This is a genomic window from Achromobacter sp. FW305-C-28, assembly GCF_058783235.1.
In genome coordinates, this window is record NZ_JBYSYL010000006.1 from 266,699 (window position 1) to 281,851 (window position 15,153).

The 15,153-nt window shown below is 65.7% G+C and carries 13 protein-coding genes; 5 read left to right on the forward strand and 8 right to left on the reverse strand.

The genetic code is table 11. From position 1 onward, the window contains the following. Positions 1-51: 51 nt before the first annotated feature. Positions 52-831: an SDR family oxidoreductase gene (locus tag AC3WMR_RS17285; protein WP_492264040.1), complete on the forward strand. Its 780-nt coding sequence runs from the start codon at positions 52-54 to the stop codon at positions 829-831. A gap of 43 nt (positions 832-874) precedes the next feature. Here AC3WMR_RS17285 and AC3WMR_RS17290 read toward each other — a convergent pair whose 3' ends face one another. The 6 genes from AC3WMR_RS17290 to AC3WMR_RS17315 form a co-directional block, all read right to left on the reverse strand. Beyond that, a complete protein-coding gene (locus AC3WMR_RS17290; RefSeq protein WP_492264039.1) occupies positions 875-1,519 on the reverse strand; it encodes a histidine phosphatase family protein in 645 nt (214 codons plus the stop codon). Between the two features lie 39 nt (positions 1,520-1,558). Further along, positions 1,559-2,467, reverse strand: coding sequence for a LysR family transcriptional regulator (locus AC3WMR_RS17295; protein WP_492264038.1), 909 nt, complete (start codon positions 2,465-2,467; stop codon positions 1,559-1,561). A 24-nt stretch (positions 2,468-2,491) separates the two neighbouring features. Next, the gene (locus AC3WMR_RS17300; protein WP_492264037.1) at positions 2,492-3,577 is read right to left on the reverse strand and encodes an ABC transporter ATP-binding protein; all 1,086 of its coding nucleotides are present in this window, start codon (positions 3,575-3,577) and stop codon (positions 2,492-2,494) included. Between the two features lie 15 nt (positions 3,578-3,592). Then, entirely contained in the window at positions 3,593-5,299 is a 1,707-nt protein-coding gene (locus tag AC3WMR_RS17305) for an ABC transporter permease (RefSeq protein ID WP_025139571.1), read from the reverse strand. 107 nt (positions 5,300-5,406) lie between these two features. Next, complete coding sequence (locus tag AC3WMR_RS17310; protein ID WP_492264036.1) at positions 5,407-6,732, reverse strand: ABC transporter substrate-binding protein; 1,326 nt, start codon at positions 6,730-6,732, stop codon at positions 5,407-5,409. A gap of 147 nt (positions 6,733-6,879) precedes the next feature. Next, positions 6,880-7,302 carry a FlxA-like family protein gene (locus AC3WMR_RS17315; RefSeq protein WP_492264035.1) on the reverse strand — a complete coding sequence of 141 codons (423 nt, stop codon included), beginning with the start codon at positions 7,300-7,302 and terminating at the stop codon, positions 6,880-6,882. A gap of 131 nt (positions 7,303-7,433) precedes the next feature. Here AC3WMR_RS17315 and AC3WMR_RS17320 point away from each other — a divergent pair, with 131 nt between their 5' ends. Then, positions 7,434-8,750 carry a solute carrier family 23 protein gene (locus tag AC3WMR_RS17320; RefSeq protein WP_492264034.1) on the forward strand — a complete coding sequence of 439 codons (1,317 nt, stop codon included), beginning with the start codon at positions 7,434-7,436 and terminating at the stop codon, positions 8,748-8,750. 97 nt (positions 8,751-8,847) lie between these two features. Here AC3WMR_RS17320 and AC3WMR_RS17325 read toward each other — a convergent pair whose 3' ends face one another. Next, positions 8,848-10,467: a methyl-accepting chemotaxis protein gene (locus AC3WMR_RS17325; RefSeq protein WP_492264033.1), complete on the reverse strand. Its 1,620-nt coding sequence runs from the start codon at positions 10,465-10,467 to the stop codon at positions 8,848-8,850. A gap of 677 nt (positions 10,468-11,144) precedes the next feature. On the opposite strand from AC3WMR_RS17325, the gene greA reads away from it, so the two are divergent. After that, positions 11,145-11,621: a transcription elongation factor GreA gene (greA, locus tag AC3WMR_RS17330; RefSeq protein WP_025139566.1), complete on the forward strand. Its 477-nt coding sequence runs from the start codon at positions 11,145-11,147 to the stop codon at positions 11,619-11,621. A gap of 131 nt (positions 11,622-11,752) precedes the next feature. On the opposite strand, the gene AC3WMR_RS17335 is transcribed toward greA, so the two are convergent. After that, complete coding sequence (locus tag AC3WMR_RS17335; RefSeq protein ID WP_492264032.1) at positions 11,753-12,364, reverse strand: YhbY family RNA-binding protein; 612 nt, start codon at positions 12,362-12,364, stop codon at positions 11,753-11,755. A gap of 18 nt (positions 12,365-12,382) precedes the next feature. Between AC3WMR_RS17335 and AC3WMR_RS17340 the strand changes: the two genes are divergently transcribed. Beyond that, positions 12,383-13,015, forward strand: coding sequence for an RlmE family RNA methyltransferase (locus AC3WMR_RS17340; RefSeq protein ID WP_025139564.1), 633 nt, complete (start codon positions 12,383-12,385; stop codon positions 13,013-13,015). Positions 13,016-13,243: 228 nt separating this feature from the next. Further along, on the forward strand, positions 13,244-15,142 hold the full coding sequence (gene ftsH, locus AC3WMR_RS17345) for an ATP-dependent zinc metalloprotease FtsH (protein ID WP_492264031.1): 1,899 nt from the start codon (positions 13,244-13,246) through the stop codon (positions 15,140-15,142). Positions 15,143-15,153 lie beyond the last annotated feature (11 nt).

A 15,153-nucleotide genomic window follows, 5' to 3' on the forward strand; every position in this document is an offset into this window, starting at 1 on the left:
GCCCTCCCTGGCGGGAGGCGCCGCCTTTTTTCATCCGACCCAGGCGAATCCATGGACAGAGTCTTCATTACCGGCGCCAGCAGCGGCTTGGGCCGAGCCCTGGCCCAGCAATACGCCGCGGCCGGCGCCACGCTGGGCCTGCTGGGGCGGCGCGAAAACGCGCTGCGTGAACTGGCCGACAGCCTGCCGGGCCAGCACCGCTGGTACGCCGTGGACGTGCTCGATCGTCCCGCGCTGCATGCCGCTGCACAGGATTTCATTGCCTTCTGCCAGGGGCGGGTGGACGTGGTCATCGCCAGCGCCGGCATCAGCGCGGGCACCCTGACCGGCCACACCGAAGACTTTGACGTCTTCAAGGCCATCGTCGACACCAACCTGCTCGCCACGGTGGCTACCTTCGAACCCTTCGTGGAATCGATGCGGGCTGCCGGCGGCGGGCGGCTGGTGGGTATCGCCAGCGTGGCGGGTGTGCGCGGCCTGCCGGGCGCAGGCGCCTACAGCGCTTCCAAGTCTGCGGTGGTGACCTACTGCGAAAGCCTGCGGCTGGAACTGGCGGACGACGGTATCCGCGTCGTCACCATCGCGCCGGGCTACATCCGCACGGCGATGACCGCGCACAATCCGTATTCCATGCCGTTCCTGATGGATGCCGACGCCTTTGCGCGGCGCGCGCAGGCGGCCATCGGGCGCGGAACGTCGTACACGGTGATTCCCTGGCAGATGGGCGTAGTGGCCAAACTGATGCGCCTGTTGCCCAATGCCGTCTACGACCGCCTGGCGCGCAACGCGCCGCGCAAACCGCGCAAGGCGGACAAGGCAGGGCAGTCGTAGATCTGGCGGGCCAGGCCGCGCCCGGCGGGCAGGCCCTGGGGCATCACGGCACGACGTCGTCGCCGACTTCGGCTGCCACGTGGCCCACGTCGCCCCAATCCAGCACTTGCCATTGGCGGCCCTTCACGCCAACCCGGTTGATGCTGACATTGAGCAGCGCGGCGTCGCGCGGCGCGTTCAGCGGCACGCCGCTGGCATGGCGCCAGATGATGTCCAGCACGCCGCCGTGGGTGAACATCAGGATGCGTTCGCCATCGTGGCGGCTGGCAATGTCATCCACGGTGGCAATCACGCGCGACTGGAACTGGCCCAGCGTTTCGCCGCCGTCCAGCGGGCGCAGCGGATCGCGGCTTTTCCAGGCGGCAGCGGCTTCGGGCGCCAGCACGTCGATGCGGTCGTGATCCAGGCCTTCCAGCACGCCAAAGCCGCGCTCGCGGATGCCGGGTTCGACGCGTACGCGCAGGTCCAGTTGCTCGGACACCGGCACGGCGGTAGCGTGGGCGCGTTGCAGGTCGCTGCTGTAGATGGCGTGGATCGGCGTGTGGCGGGCTTCTTCGCGCAGGCGCGCCGCCAGCAGGCCGGCCTGGTTGCGGCCGAATTCGTTCAGCGGGATGTCTTTCCAGCCTTGCAGGCGGCGTTCGCGGTTCCAGTCGGTTTCGCCGTGGCGGATGAACCAGATTTCAGTCATTGCAATATCGATACGGTGGGGAAAGGGCGCGGGCCCGGCTCAAAGCGGGTCGGGCGCGATCGGCGCGCGCGGCTTCCAGATGGCTTGAATGACCGAGCTTAACGCGACCAGCGCGGGCTCGCTAGCGCGTTCGTAGGGCAGGATGAAGCCCAGCATGGCGTCGGCGCGCGCCTGGCCCCAGACGATGAAGTCGTTCGAGGCCGCGCCGGCCAGCGCGGTTTCCTCGCGCAGCAGCGCGCAGCCGGCGCCCGCCCGCACCAGCGCTTCCAGGTTGGCCTGGTCGTCGTGTTGCATGGCCACGCGCGGCGACAGGCCATGGCGTTCGAACATGTCGCGCAGCAGCAGGTGGGTATGGCTGCCGGCCGGGCCGTCCAGCCAAGGCAACTGCGCCACTTCGCGCCAGCCGCCGCGCTTGAGCACGGCGGCCTGTTCCTTGGGCAGCGCGATGCGGTAGCGCACGCTGCGCAGCGGTTGCCACAACACCCCGCGCGGCGGGTGCGCGGCAATCGTCAGCGCCGCCGGCAAGCGGCCGGTGCTGACCTGTTCGGCAAGCGTGGCAGTGGGCAGCGTCTGCGTTTTCAATTCGATCAGCGGCAACCGCTGGGCAATCGCCGAGGCCAGTTCGCCCAGCCGCAGGAAGTCGGGCTTTTCGCTGGGCACGCCCAGTTCGACCACGCCCTGCAGGCTGCCCTGCAACTGCTGCGCCTCGGACTTGAATTGCGCGCCCAGCACCAGCAGCGATTCTGCCGTGGGCAGCAGCATTTCGCCGGCCTTGGCCAGCGCCAGCCGGCCGCCGCTGCGATCGAACAGGGCCACGCCCAGGCTTTGTTCCAGGGCCTTGATCTGCCCCGTGACGGCGGGCTGGGTCAGCGACAGGGCGTCGGCGGCCTTGGTCAGGTTGCCCAGCCGGGCCACCGTGACGAAGGCGCGTATCTGATAGATTTCCATGGCGCCTTTGTAGGGGAACCGGCGTCAGGCGGCAAGCAGCCGCACTTGGGTCGGCTCCAGCCCGATCGACACAGGCGCCCCCACCGGAAACGGCGACAGCCCCGCCAGGTGAGACTGGTCGGCCGTCAGGCGCTGCTCGCCGACCTGCACCTGGTAGCGGGTGAATTCGCCCAGGAATTCGCTGCTTTCCACCACGCCCGGCAGCCATACGTAGCGTGCATCGCCCAGTCCGTCGGCCATTTCGATTTGCACCGTGTGTGGCCGGAAGCTCGCGGCCAGGCGCTGCGCGGCGGGCGCTTCGGCGGTCAGTGGCAGATGCAGGTCGCCCACGCCTTCGACCGCCAGCACCACGCTGCCGCTGGTGCGTTCGCGCACATTGCCTTCCAGCACGTTCATGGTGCCCACGAAGTTGGCCACGAAGCGATTGACGGGATAGTCGAACAGCGTGCTGGGCGCGCCGATCTGCTGCACCACGCCGTGGTCCAGCACGGCCATGCGGTCGGCGGTGGTCATCGCCTCTTCCTGGTCGTGCGTCACGAAGATGGTGGTGATGCCCAGCCGCCGTTGCAGGCTGAGCAGGTCCTGGCGCATCTGCACGCGCAGCTTCTTGTCCAGGTTCGACAGGGGCTCGTCCAGCAGCAGTACTTGCGGTTCGATCACGATGGTGCGCGCCAGCGCCACGCGCTGCTGTTGGCCGCCGGACAGCTGGTTGGGCCGGCGGCGGCCGTACTGCGACAGGCCCACCAGTTCCAGCGCGGCCTCGACCTTGGCGCGGATCTGGTCGCGCGGCAGCTTGCGTTCGACCAGGCCGAATGCCACGTTGTCCCACACGGTCATGTGCGGCCACAAGGCATAGTTCTGGAACACCATGCCGATGTTGCGGTTCCAGGGCGGAATGCCGCCGATGTCCTTGCCATCCACCAGCAACTGGCCGGCGTTCTGGCGGTTGAAGCCCGCGATCAGGCGCAGCAGGGTGGATTTGCCCGACCCCGACGGCCCCAGCAGGGCGAAGAACTCGCCGGGCTCGATGCTGATATTGACGTCCTTGAGCACTTCCGTCTTGCCGTACGACAGGCGGATATTGCGGCATTCAACGCTGACTTTCTTCATGTTTTTCCCCTTGGTTCAAGCCTCGTCGCCGCGCGCCGGACGCTGGCGCGCCTGGGCGCGTTCCACCAGCAGGTGCGAGACATACGTGCCGACGGCCACGGCCACCACCGCCAGCACCCCCAGCGCGGCCCCGGGCCCGCGGCCCGCCGCGCTTTGCATGTACAGGTAGATGCCGTAGCTCATTGGCGCCTGGCTGTCCTTGGTGACCAGCATGATGGTGGCCGACAGCTCGACTGCCGCCGTCACGAAGCTGGTCACGAAGCCGGCCAGCATGCCGCCTGCCATCAGCGGCACCACCACGCGGCGGATGGTGCGCATGCGGGTCGCGCCCATCGATTGCGCGGCTTCTTCCAGCGACACGTTGATCTGCTGCAGCGAGGCCACGCAGGAGCGCAGCGCATACGGCAGCCGCCGCACCGAGTACGCGATCATGATGATGATCCACGACGAGGTCAGCAGCGTGCCAGTGCCGGGAATCTCCACGCCGCGGAACGTGCGCAGCAAGCCGATCGCCAGCACGATGCCGGGAATCGCCAGCGCGGCGGACGCCAGGAAATCCAGCCACTGGCGGGCCGGCAGGCGGGTGCGCAGCATCAGGTAGGCGATGGCGGTGCCCAGGATCACGTCCACGCCCGCGGCCAGGCCGCAATACAGCAGCGTATTGGCGATCATGCCCTGTGACTCGCTGAACACCGCGGCGTAATGCGCCAGCGTGTAGCCATCGGGCAGCGGCGCAAAGCTCCAGACGCTGGCCAATGACAGCAGCAGGACGCCCATGTGCGGCGACAGCACCAGCAGCAGCACCAGCGCGATCCAGCCATAGGCCAGCGTGCTTTCCAGCGGCCGCAGCTTGCGCTTCTGAATCGAATTGCCGCCCTTTTGCAGCGTCGAATAGTCGCGGCCCTTGAGCACCCGCGCCGACAGCCACAACGCCAGGATCGAAAACGCGATCATGATCACGCTGATCACATAGCCCAGCGGATCTTCCAGGCCCACCTGGGTGATGCGCAGATAGGCCTGCGGCGCCAGCATGTTGGTGGTGCCCAGCACCAGCGGCGTGCCCAGGTCATCGAACACTTTCACGAACACCAGCGACGTGCCCGCCACGTATCCGGGCAGCGCCAGCGGGAAGATCACGCGGCGAAACAGCCGGAACCCGCGCGACCCCAGGTTGAAGGCCGCCTCTTCCATGGCGCCGTCGATGTTGCGCAGCGCCACCACCAGGTTCATCAGGATGAACGGGAAGTAGTGCAGGGCCTCGACGAAGATCACGCCGTTCAGCCCGTCCATGAACGGGATGGTGAAGCCGAACCAATCGTTCAGCAGCAGGTTCACGCTACCCGAGCGGCCGAAGATCAGCTGCATGGCCACGGCGCCCACGAAGGGCGGCATGATCAGCGGCAACACGCCTAGCGTCTGGATGATGAGCGCGCCGCGAAAGTCGAAGCGCACCGTGAAATACGCCAGCGGCACCGCGATCAACGAGGCCAGCAGGGCGGACCAGCCCGCGACGTAGAGGCTGTTGAAGAACGCCTCGCGCATCAGCGGCTGGTTGAAGAAGGCGCCGAAATGGCCCGTGGTGAAGCTGCCGTCCGCATTGACGAACGCCGTGTAGAACACGGTGCCCACCGGCACGGCCAGGAACAGCGCCAGGAAACCCAGCACCAGAAGCGCGGCCAGCACGGGGCCGGCGGGCAGGCGGGTATGGCCCGGAAGATTCATCGAGATTCCCGTTGTGGTTGAAGACAGGCGGTGCCCGCCGGCCTGCGGCAAGGGCCGGGCCGGCGGTCACGCAGGCGGGGCGAGCCCCCCGCCCGGCAGGTCCTGCGTTACAGCGCTGCCGCTTCCCGCGCCAGCTTCACGGCCTGCTCATAATTGCTTTTGGCCGTGCCGTTCCATTCGCCTTCCAGCTGCGTGATCTGCTGGTTGACCGCTGCGTCCTTCTTGTTGCCGCTGAAGATCTTCAGGAAGGCAGGGTCGGCGGCTTTCTTGCCATCGACAAGCGGGGCCCACGCCAGCTTGCGCGCCTGTGCCAACAATTCGGCCGGTTTGCCGCTCCTGGCCTTCTCGCCCAGCTTGGTCTCGGCGTCGTAGATCGCCTTGGTCGCCGCCTGCAATTCCTTCAGGCGGAACGTGACGGTCTGGTCATACAGCGACTGCACCACGTAGTAGCGCGTCTGCGACAGGTCGGCGTTGAACTGGACCTTGCTGCGGCGCGCGATCTCGGCCGGGTCCGGGTAGCCTTGCGGCACCTTGCCGGCCAGCGCCGAGTACGGCAGCACGGGCAGGCGCGAGATCTTGGGTTCCAGCAGCAGTTCCTGGCCTGCCTGGCTCAGCGTGAAGGCGATGAACTTCTTGCCTTCCTCGGTGTTCTTGGCGCCGTCGATCAGCGCGATGTTGGCCGGCACGATGGCCGTTTCCGACGGATAGACGAATTCCACGGGGAACTTCGAATACTTGCTCGACAGGCCGAAGAAGTCGATGACCGGACCCGCGCCGAACTGGCCGTTGTTGACGCCGTCCGGCACGCCGAACGAACGTTCGGTGACCGCGCTGCTGTTGCCCGACATGCGCAGCAGGGTGTTCCAGCCGTCGTCCCAGCCTTCGCCCTGCAGGATGGTTTCCACGGTCAGGTGCATGGTGCCCGAGCGCGACGGTGACGTGATGCCGACGTGGCCGAACCACTGCGGCGCCAGCAGGTCCTTCCATTCGACCGGCGCGGGAATGTTGTGGGCCTTGATGTAGCGCGTGTTGTAGACGATGCCGTAGCCGGCCAGCGCCTGCCCCAGGTACATGCCGCCCGGGTCGTTGATGGGGTAGTTGCCGATCTTGTCCGGCACGTCCTTGTTGGCCACGTCCGACGACTTGGCCAGCAGCTTGTCGCGGCCCAGCACCTCGAACGCGTCGGGAGCGCTGGCCCAGAACACCTCGGGGCGCTGGCCCGCCGGCGTCTCGCGCACGTAGGCGATGCCGGACACGGTGTTCTTGTTCAGGATTTCCAGCGTGATGCCGGGGTTGGCCTTTTCGAACGCGGTCTTGTAGGCCTGGGTCAGGTCTTTCGGGAACGACGTGATGACCGTGACGGTGCCCGCCAGGGCCGGCGCCGCGCAGGCGGCCAGCAACGCCCCTGCAAGGGCTGTGCGCATTGCATGCATGGTTTGTCTCCGTGGTTTTTTGATTTGTCCGGAGACCTTAAAGGCTGCGCCCGCCACGCGTCCAATCAGAAATTTTGATGCGCGTCATCAGCCCGGGGGGGGGCACGGCCCCGGCCCTGGCCTGGGGCCGGGGCAGGCAAAACGCGTCTAAGCCGTGGCGGCCACGCCGCCGTTCGCTTTGGCCATCGCCTTGGCCTTTGCGGCCAGGACCTGCTGGATCTGGTTCATGATCTGAACTGCCTGCCCGTTCAGCGTCTGCATCTGAGTGGCTTTTTGCTCGGCGGACGCGTTGCTGTCGCGCACGCGTGCGATCTGCTCCATGACCCGCTTGAGCTGGCGCTGCAGCTCCTTGATCTGCCGGGTGTAGTGGTCGTCGTTCTCGGACGATTCAGGCTCTTCGGTCTGGCCGACTTTCATGCCCTTGGCATTCGTGACGCGGATCTTGCCGTCCGGTGCCACGGCGGTGCTATTGGCGGTGTCCTTGGCTTCCTTGTTTGCCCTGATTTTTTGCGCCCAGAGGTCCGCCATATTGGCAATACGCGAATTGCCATTGAGGGGATCGATAGCCATGAAGGTCTCCAGAGATCGAGTTGACTGGGGTTTCCACTAATACGGCATGCTGACCGGGAACTTAAGTTGCCGCCCGTTCCCGCCCCCCTTTACACTGGCGCCCGCTCACACCAATCACCCCCGGGGAATCCATGTCCAATTCCTATTTTCCGCGCTGGCGCCTGGCCGATGACGCCGAGCCCGGTGTCATCATCGCGCCCGATGAACGGCTGTCCTGGCCCAAGAACGTGGCCATGGGGGCGCAGCACGTGGTGGCGATGTTCGGCTCCACCGTGCTGGCGCCGCTGCTCATGGGCTTCGATCCCAACGTCGCCATCCTGATGTCGGGCATCGGCACCCTGATCTTCTTCCTGTTCGTCGGCGGCCGGGTGCCCAGCTACCTGGGGTCCAGCTTCGCCTTCATCGGCGGCGTGATCGCCGTGACCGGCTACGCCGGCGGCGGCGCCAACGCCAATATCGGCGTGGCGCTGGGTGCCATCATCGCCTGCGGCCTGGCCTACACCCTGATCGGCGTCATCGTCTGGATCGTCAACGCCCGCGCGGGCGGCGGCGCCAACTGGATCGATACCTTGATGCCGCCGGTGGTGACTGGCGCGGTGGTCGCGGTGATCGGCCTGAACCTGGCGCCCATCGCCGCCAAGGGCGCCATGGGCGCCTCAGGCTTCGACAGCGTCATGGCGATCGTCACCATCGTGTGCGTGGGCGGCATCGCCGTCTACACCAAGGGCATGGTGCAGCGCCTGCTGATCCTGGTCGGTCTGATCCTGGCCTGCGCGGTGTACGCGATCTGCGCCAATGGCCTGAACCTGGGCAAGCCCATCGACTTTTCCGCCGTGTACGCCGCGGCCTGGTTCGGGCTGCCCCATTTCGCTGCGCCGGTCTTCAAGGCCGAGGCGATGGGCCTGATCGTGCCGGTCGCCATCATCCTGGTCGCCGAGAACCTGGGCCACGTCAAGGCGGTCAGCGCCATGACCGGCCAGGACCTGGACCGCTACCTGGGCCGCGCCTTCGTCGGCGACGGCGTCGCCACCATGGTGTCGGGCGCCGTGGGCGGCACCGGCGTCACCACCTACGCCGAGAACATCGGCGTGATGGCAGTCACTCGCATCTATTCGACGCTGGTGTTCGTCATCGCGGCCCTGATCGCCATCGTGCTGGGCTTCTCGCCCAAGTTCGGCGCCTTGATCCAGACCATCCCGGCCCCCGTGCTGGGCGGCATGTCCGTCGTGGTGTTCGGCCTGATCGCCATCGCCGGGGCTCGTATCTGGGTCGTGAACCAGGTCGATTTCAGCGACAACCGCAACCTGATCGTGGCCGCCGTCACGCTGGTGCTGGGCGCGGGCGACTTCACCGTCAAGCTGGGCAACTTCACGCTGGGCGGCATCGGTACCGCCACCTTCGGCGCGATCATCCTGTACGCGTTGCTGCGCCGCAAGAAACAGGGGTAGGGCGGCAGGCAGGGGCCCGGCGACGGGTAGCCTGCACGGGCCAGGGGGCTCCCGGCAGGCCCAGGCCGGCATAGCGCCCGCCCAGGCCCACGCTGCGTCAGGGCCGCGATAGCCGCGAGGCCGGCGCCCGGCCCGTCACCCGCACCGGCGCGGCCTCGATCACCTGGCCCGACTGGGTCTTGAATACCGCGGTGGCCTCCGACAGGCGCCGCGCCTGGTCCTCCATCGCCGACGCCGCGGCCGAGGCCTCTTCCACCAGCGCGGCATTCTGCTGCGTCACCTCGTCCATCTGCGACACCGCCAGGGTGACCTGGTCGATGCCGCCGGCCTGCTCGGCCGACGCCGCCGAGATCTCGCCCATGATGTCGGCCACCCGCTGCACCGAGGTCACGATCTCCTCCATGGTCTGGCCGGCAGCCGACACCTGTGATGACCCCGCCGTCACCGTCTCGACCGACGTTTCGATCAAGGCCTTGATCTCCTTGGCCGCCTGTGCCGCGCGCTGGGCCAGCGAGCGTACTTCGCCCGCCACCACCGCGAAACCCTTGCCCTGTTCGCCCGCGCGCGCCGCTTCGACGGCGGCATTGAGCGCCAGGATGTTGGTCTGGAAGGCGATGCCGTCGATTACCGAAACGATGTCGGCGATGCGGCGCGAGCTGTCCGAAATGCCCTGCATCGTCGCCACCACCTGCCCGACGGTATGGCCGCCGCGTTGCGCCACTTCCATGCTCACCGCGGCCAATTGATTGGCCTGGGCGGCGTTCTCGGCATTCTGCTTGACCGTGGCGGCCAGCTGTTCCATGGTGGCCGCCGTTTCCTCCAGCGCCGCCGCCTGCTCTTCGGTGCGGCTGGACAGGTTGGCGTTGCCCGCGGCAATCTCGGCCGCGCCGACGTTGATTTCCTCCACGCCCTGGCGCACCGTCGTCACCGTTCGGGTCAGCCCGTCCTGCATCCGCCTGACCGCCGAAAACAGCAGTCCGATCTCGTTGTTCGAGCGGGCGTCCACCCGCTGGGTCAGGTCGCCGGCGGCGATGCGGTCGAAGTGGCGGCCCGCGTCCTGCAAGGGCAGCAACACGCCGCGGCGGATGAAGGCCCAGCACAGCACGGCCAGCAGCACGGCCACCGACAGCAGCACGATGGACGACACCCTGGCTGTGGCATAGGTCGTCTGCGAGCGGTCGAGCACGCCATCGCTGCGTTCCTGCACCCGCGCCAGGAAAACCTGCATGTCCTTGGCGAAATCCGTGTCTGACTGCCGCACGGCGCCTTCGCCCTGCTGGTAGCGGGCGACCGAACCTTCCTTCAGCGCGGAATCCAGTTCCTGAAGCGCTGCGGCGTAGCGGTTGAAACGGCCTTCCAGCACCTGGGCAAGCTCCTGGCCGCGTTCGCTCTTGGGTACGGCCATGTAGCGGGCAAAGCGCTCCCGCGCCAGCTGCAGTTGCTCGGTCGCCGCCGTTTCCGCCGCCGCGGCCTGGTCGTTGGCGCCCGCCTGGAGGTTCGCGATGCCGGCGCCCAGCGCCAGCCGAGTCCGCAAGAGGGCGCCATTGGCCTCGTACAGCGGGTCGACCTGGTGCACGGCCACATTATTCAGGTCTTCGATTTCTCCTACGCTGCTTTCGGCATTCATCCAGCTCAAGCCGCAAGCCAGCGCCAGGGTCACGACGAAGCAGGCCAGCACCAGCGTCATTCCCGTACGGACTTTCAGTTTTTCCAGCATGAGAGCTCCCGTTCTTGAACGCGCTCCACCGCCGGCGCAGGCCCCAAGCCCATGGGCGCTGCGGTAGAGGGGCAAACGTCGAGCCGAATGACTGCGATGCGTCCGCCCAATCTGCAACACGCACAATCGATCGATACACGCGGGGGCCGCATTATGTTTATTGGCCGCAGCGCCCCTGGGGTCTGAATAAGGAAAATCGCCGGTTGATTCCGACTTGTATTTAATTGTTATTAATAGGCCGATTTGTCGGTTATACCTTTTTTATTGAAGACAACAGGCCGTTTTTACAGAAACCCGAGGGCGTCCCGACATTCGGGTTATCGGTGAGTATCTTTTATGCAACGCCCGGACGCGGCGATCTTCCGTCGGGTCAGGGCAAGGCTGGTCGGGGACGGGTCGATAACAAGACCGTTTTGAGAAACGACGGGTTTTAGCGGGTTACAGCGGCGAAATGCGCCGAAAACGACGGTTTCTCCGGTGGCTTGCAATTCCCGTGGACTTTGACCACAATATGGCCTTGATTGCCCCGGTTCCGACCCGAGCCGGGGTTTTGTTTTGGTCGCAGCTTGCCGCATCCGCCTGGCGAGCCGACCGGACGCCTACTGCGTCAGGTCCAAGACCTTCACACCGAGAACGCTCCGTCGGGGGCGTTTTCTACTTTTGTTTGGGAAACGACAATGTCTGCCATTCCTTTGACCGTGCGCGGGGCCGAGCGCTTGCAAGAAGAGCTCCAGCGGCTGAAAACCGTGGAACGTCCCGCCGTCATCAACGCTATCGCTGAAGCGCGCGCGCAGGGCGATCTGTCGGAAAACGCCGAGTACGATGCGGCTCGCGAGCGCCAAGGTTTTATCGAGGGCCGGATTGCCGAACTTGAAGGCACGCTTTCCAATGCCCACCTGATCGACCCGTCCTCCCTCGAGGCCGAAGGCCGCGCCGTGTTTGGCGCTACCGTCGACATCGAAGACCTGGATTCGGGCGACCGTGTGACGTACCAGATCGTCGGCGACGTCGAAGCCGACATCAAGTCGAACCTGATCTCCGTGTCGAGCCCCGTGGCCCGCGCACTGATCGGCAAGAGCGAAGGCGATGTGGTCGAGGTCAAGGCCCCGGCTGGCGTTCGCGAATATGAAGTCCTGGGCGTGCGTTACATCTGACGCCTGCCAATAGCGGTAACATCAGCAAAACACCATAGCCAGAACGTAGCGTTCGTCAGGATTTCCGCGGCAATAAGGCGGATCGCTATGGTGGACCGGGCGCGTAAAGCGCCCGTTTTTGTGCCCGGGTTCTATCTTTTGGGCGACGATTTGCGGCTGGTGCCGCTGCGAGCCCCGGCCCGCAGGCTGAGCGCGCTGCCGGCGCGGCGCGGAATGCCGTGACCGCTCGAAGCCGTCTTCTTGTTGCTGGGACGCATCGGCTTGCCGTTCTTGTTCAACTGGTCCTGGGGCACGAAGCGGGTCTTGGCCGGCTTGGGCTCTTCGGTTTCGGAACGGCGCGGACGCTTGGACAGGGTCTTGCCTTCGGCGGCCAGCTTCTTGGGCGTATGCGGCTCGGAGGCGCGGCGCTTGGTCGAGGCGGGGCGTTCCGGTTCCATGGCGGCCAGCGCGGCGGGCTTGATATTGCCGGCCAGCGGGCGGAAAAGAATCAGGGTCTTGCCCAGGTGGTGCACGGGGGCGCAGGACAGCGTGTCGCAGATGGTCGACAGCATGGCATCGCGGGCCTCGCGGTCGTCGCCGCCGGCGCGGACCTTGATCAGGCCGTGGGAAGCGAGTGCCAGATCGATTTCCTTGAGCACGGCTTCAGTCAGGCCATTGTCGCCAATCAGGACGACGGGGCGCAAAGGGTGAGCGGCGGACCGAAGGTCGCTGCGCTCACGAGAGGTAAGTTCTAATATAGGCATGCGTGGAATTGTACGGTAATGGCCAAGAATAAATTCTCCAAAGACTGGATTCACCAGCACATCAACGATCCCTATGTGAAGATGGCGCAACAGAAGGGCTACCGGGCCCGCGCCGCCTTCAAACTGATCGAGATCCTCGACACCGAGAAACTGATGCGCCGGGGCGACCTGGTCATCGACCTGGGCTCGGCGCCCGGCAGCTGGTCCCAGGTGGCGCGCGAGCGCCTGGCCGGGCCGGGCGGCGTCGTGGACGGGCGCATCATCGCGCTCGACATGCTGCCCATGGAACCCGTGGCGGGCGTCGAATTCATCCAGGGCGACTTTCGCGAAGATGACATTTTGAAACAACTGGAAGACATGGTCGGATCGCGCGCGGTAGACCTTGTAATTTCCGACATGGCCCCCAACTTGTCAGGCGTGGGTATCGCCGACGCCGCGCGCATCCAGCATGTGTGCGAGTTGGCGATGGAATTTTCGCTCGCCCATCTCAAGCCCAACGGGGCGCTGATCGTCAAGGCTTTCCACGGAACTGGCTTCTCGCAGATCGTGCAAAGCTTCAAGCAGCACTTCAAGCGGGTGGTCGAGCGCAAGCCGAAGGCATCGCGGGACAAGTCCTCCGAAACCTTTCTGGTGGCCCGCGATCTGAAATAACCCGTGCCGGAGCCTCGCGCCCCGGTCAGAAAAAACCCCCCGGTCGGCCACGGCCGGCCTGCCGAGACAACGACCAGCAAAATCACGAATCAGACGTAATTTAGAGGCCCCGGCTGTTCCCAGGACGCAACCCGGTCCAACAGGGTAGAATGGGCTATTGACATACTTGTGACTGTGCCATATGCGGGTGCGCGGTCGCCGGTCGGAATCGAAAGCAGGAGATCGACCTTGAATAATTCATTTTCGAAAGTCGCCGTCTGGATGGTGATAGCCCTGGTGCTATTCACGGTCTTCAAGCAGTTCGACGGACGCGCGCAGACCCAGGACGGCGTGACCTACACGCAGTTCATGGACGACGCCAAGGCGGGACGTATCCGCAAGGTGGACGTGCAAGGCGGCCCTGGCGGCGACGTGCTCTACGTCACCCCGGACGCGGGCCGTGCCTACACCCTGACCTCGCCGGGCGACCTCTGGATGGTCTCCGATCTGCTCAAGTACGGCGTGCAGGTGTCGGGCAAGCCGCGCGAAGAGCAATCGCTGCTGATGAGCATCTTCGTGTCCTGGTTCCCCATGCTGCTGTTGATCGGCGTGTGGGTGTTCTTCATGCGCCAGATGCAGGGCGGCGGCAGGGGCGGTGCGTTCAGCTTCGGCAAGTCGCGCGCCCGCATGCTCGACGAAAACACCAACCAGATCACCTTCGCCGATGTGGCGGGCTGCGATGAAGCCAAGGAAGACGTCCAGGAACTGGTCGATTTCCTGCGCGACCCCAGCAAGTTCCAGAAGCTGGGCGGTCGCATTCCGCGCGGCGTGCTGATGGTCGGCTCGCCCGGTACCGGTAAAACGCTGCTGGCCAAGGCCATCGCCGGTGAAGCCAAGGTGCCGTTCTTCAGCATCTCGGGCTCGGACTTCGTTGAAATGTTCGTCGGCGTGGGCGCTGCCCGCGTGCGCGATATGTTCGAAAACGCCAAGAAGCACGCGCCTTGCATCATCTTCATCGACGAAATCGATGCGGTGGGCCGCCAGCGCGGCGCCGGCCTGGGCGGCGGCAACGACGAACGCGAACAGACCCTGAACCAGATGCTGGTGGAAATGGACGGCTTCGAATCCGGCCAGGGCGTCATCGTGATCGCCGCTACCAACCGTCCCGACGTGCTCGACCCGGCGCTGCTGCGTCCGGGCCGCTTCGACCGCCAGGTCGTGGTGCCGCTGCCCGATATCCGTGGCCGTGAGCAGATCCTGAAGGTCCACATGCGCAAGGTGCCGCTGTCGCCCAACGTCGACGCGACCATCCTGGCGCGCGGTTGCCCGGGCTTCTCGGGCGCCGACCTGGCCAACCTGGTCAACGAAGCCGCGCTGTTCGCCGCTCGCCGCAATGGCCGCACGGTGGATATGTCCGACTTCGAAAAGGCCAAGGACAAGATCATCATGGGCGCCGAGCGCCGCTCGATCGTCATGCCCGAAGAGGAACGCAAGAACACCGCGTACCACGAGTCCGGCCATGCGATCGTTGCTCGCCTGTTGCCCAAGACCGATCCGGTCCACAAGGTCACCATCATCCCGCGCGGCCGTGCGCTGGGCGTGACCATGCAGTTGCCCGAAACCGATCGCTACAGCATGGACAAGAGCCGTCTGCTGTCGACCATTGCCGTGTTGTTCGGCGGCCGTATCGCCGAAGAACTCTTCATGGATCAGATGACCACCGGCGCCTCGAATGACTTCGAACGTGCCACGGCCATCGCCCGCGACATCGTCACGCGCTACGGCATGACCGACGAACTGGGCCCCATGGTCTACGCCGAGAACGAGGGCGAAGTCTTCCTGGGTCGCAGCGTCACCAAGACCACGCACATGTCCGAAGCCACCATGCAGAAGGTGGATTCCGAGATCCGCCGCATCATCGACGAGCAATACGGCGTGGCGCGCAAGATCCTGGAAGAAAACCGCGACAAGGTCGAAGTCATGACTGCCGCGCTGCTCGAATGGGAAACCATCGACGCCGACCAGATCAACGACATCATCGAGGGCCGCCCCCCGCGTCCCCCGAAGACGCCGCAGGGGCCGTCGGATACGCCCGACACGCCCCCCACCGGCCTGGCTGCAGGCGGCAATACGGCGGCTGCAGTCTGAGGTCTTCCGTC

What these genes read in the sequence shown, in the direction of transcription:
- greA (WP_025139566.1), top strand. Translation starts at nt 11,145, where the DNA reads ATGTCTGCCATTCCTTTGACCGTGCGCGGGGCCGAGCGCTTGCAAGAA.
- AC3WMR_RS17310 (WP_492264036.1), bottom strand. Translation starts at nt 6,732, where the DNA reads ATGCATGCAATGCGCACAGCCCTTGCAGGGGCGTTGCTGGCCGCCTGC.
- AC3WMR_RS17325 (WP_492264033.1), bottom strand. Translation starts at nt 10,467, where the DNA reads ATGCTGGAAAAACTGAAAGTCCGTACGGGAATGACGCTGGTGCTGGCC.
- AC3WMR_RS17340 (WP_025139564.1), top strand. Translation starts at nt 12,383, where the DNA reads ATGGCCAAGAATAAATTCTCCAAAGACTGGATTCACCAGCACATCAAC.
- AC3WMR_RS17315 (WP_492264035.1), bottom strand. Translation starts at nt 7,302, where the DNA reads ATGGCTATCGATCCCCTCAATGGCAATTCGCGTATTGCCAATATGGCG.
- AC3WMR_RS17285 (WP_492264040.1), top strand. Translation starts at nt 52, where the DNA reads ATGGACAGAGTCTTCATTACCGGCGCCAGCAGCGGCTTGGGCCGAGCC.
- AC3WMR_RS17290 (WP_492264039.1), bottom strand. Translation starts at nt 1,519, where the DNA reads ATGACTGAAATCTGGTTCATCCGCCACGGCGAAACCGACTGGAACCGC.
- AC3WMR_RS17295 (WP_492264038.1), bottom strand. Translation starts at nt 2,467, where the DNA reads ATGGAAATCTATCAGATACGCGCCTTCGTCACGGTGGCCCGGCTGGGC.
- AC3WMR_RS17305 (WP_025139571.1), bottom strand. Translation starts at nt 5,299, where the DNA reads ATGAATCTTCCGGGCCATACCCGCCTGCCCGCCGGCCCCGTGCTGGCC.
- AC3WMR_RS17300 (WP_492264037.1), bottom strand. Translation starts at nt 3,577, where the DNA reads ATGAAGAAAGTCAGCGTTGAATGCCGCAATATCCGCCTGTCGTACGGC.
- AC3WMR_RS17320 (WP_492264034.1), top strand. Translation starts at nt 7,434, where the DNA reads ATGTCCAATTCCTATTTTCCGCGCTGGCGCCTGGCCGATGACGCCGAG.
- AC3WMR_RS17335 (WP_492264032.1), bottom strand. Translation starts at nt 12,364, where the DNA reads ATGCCTATATTAGAACTTACCTCTCGTGAGCGCAGCGACCTTCGGTCC.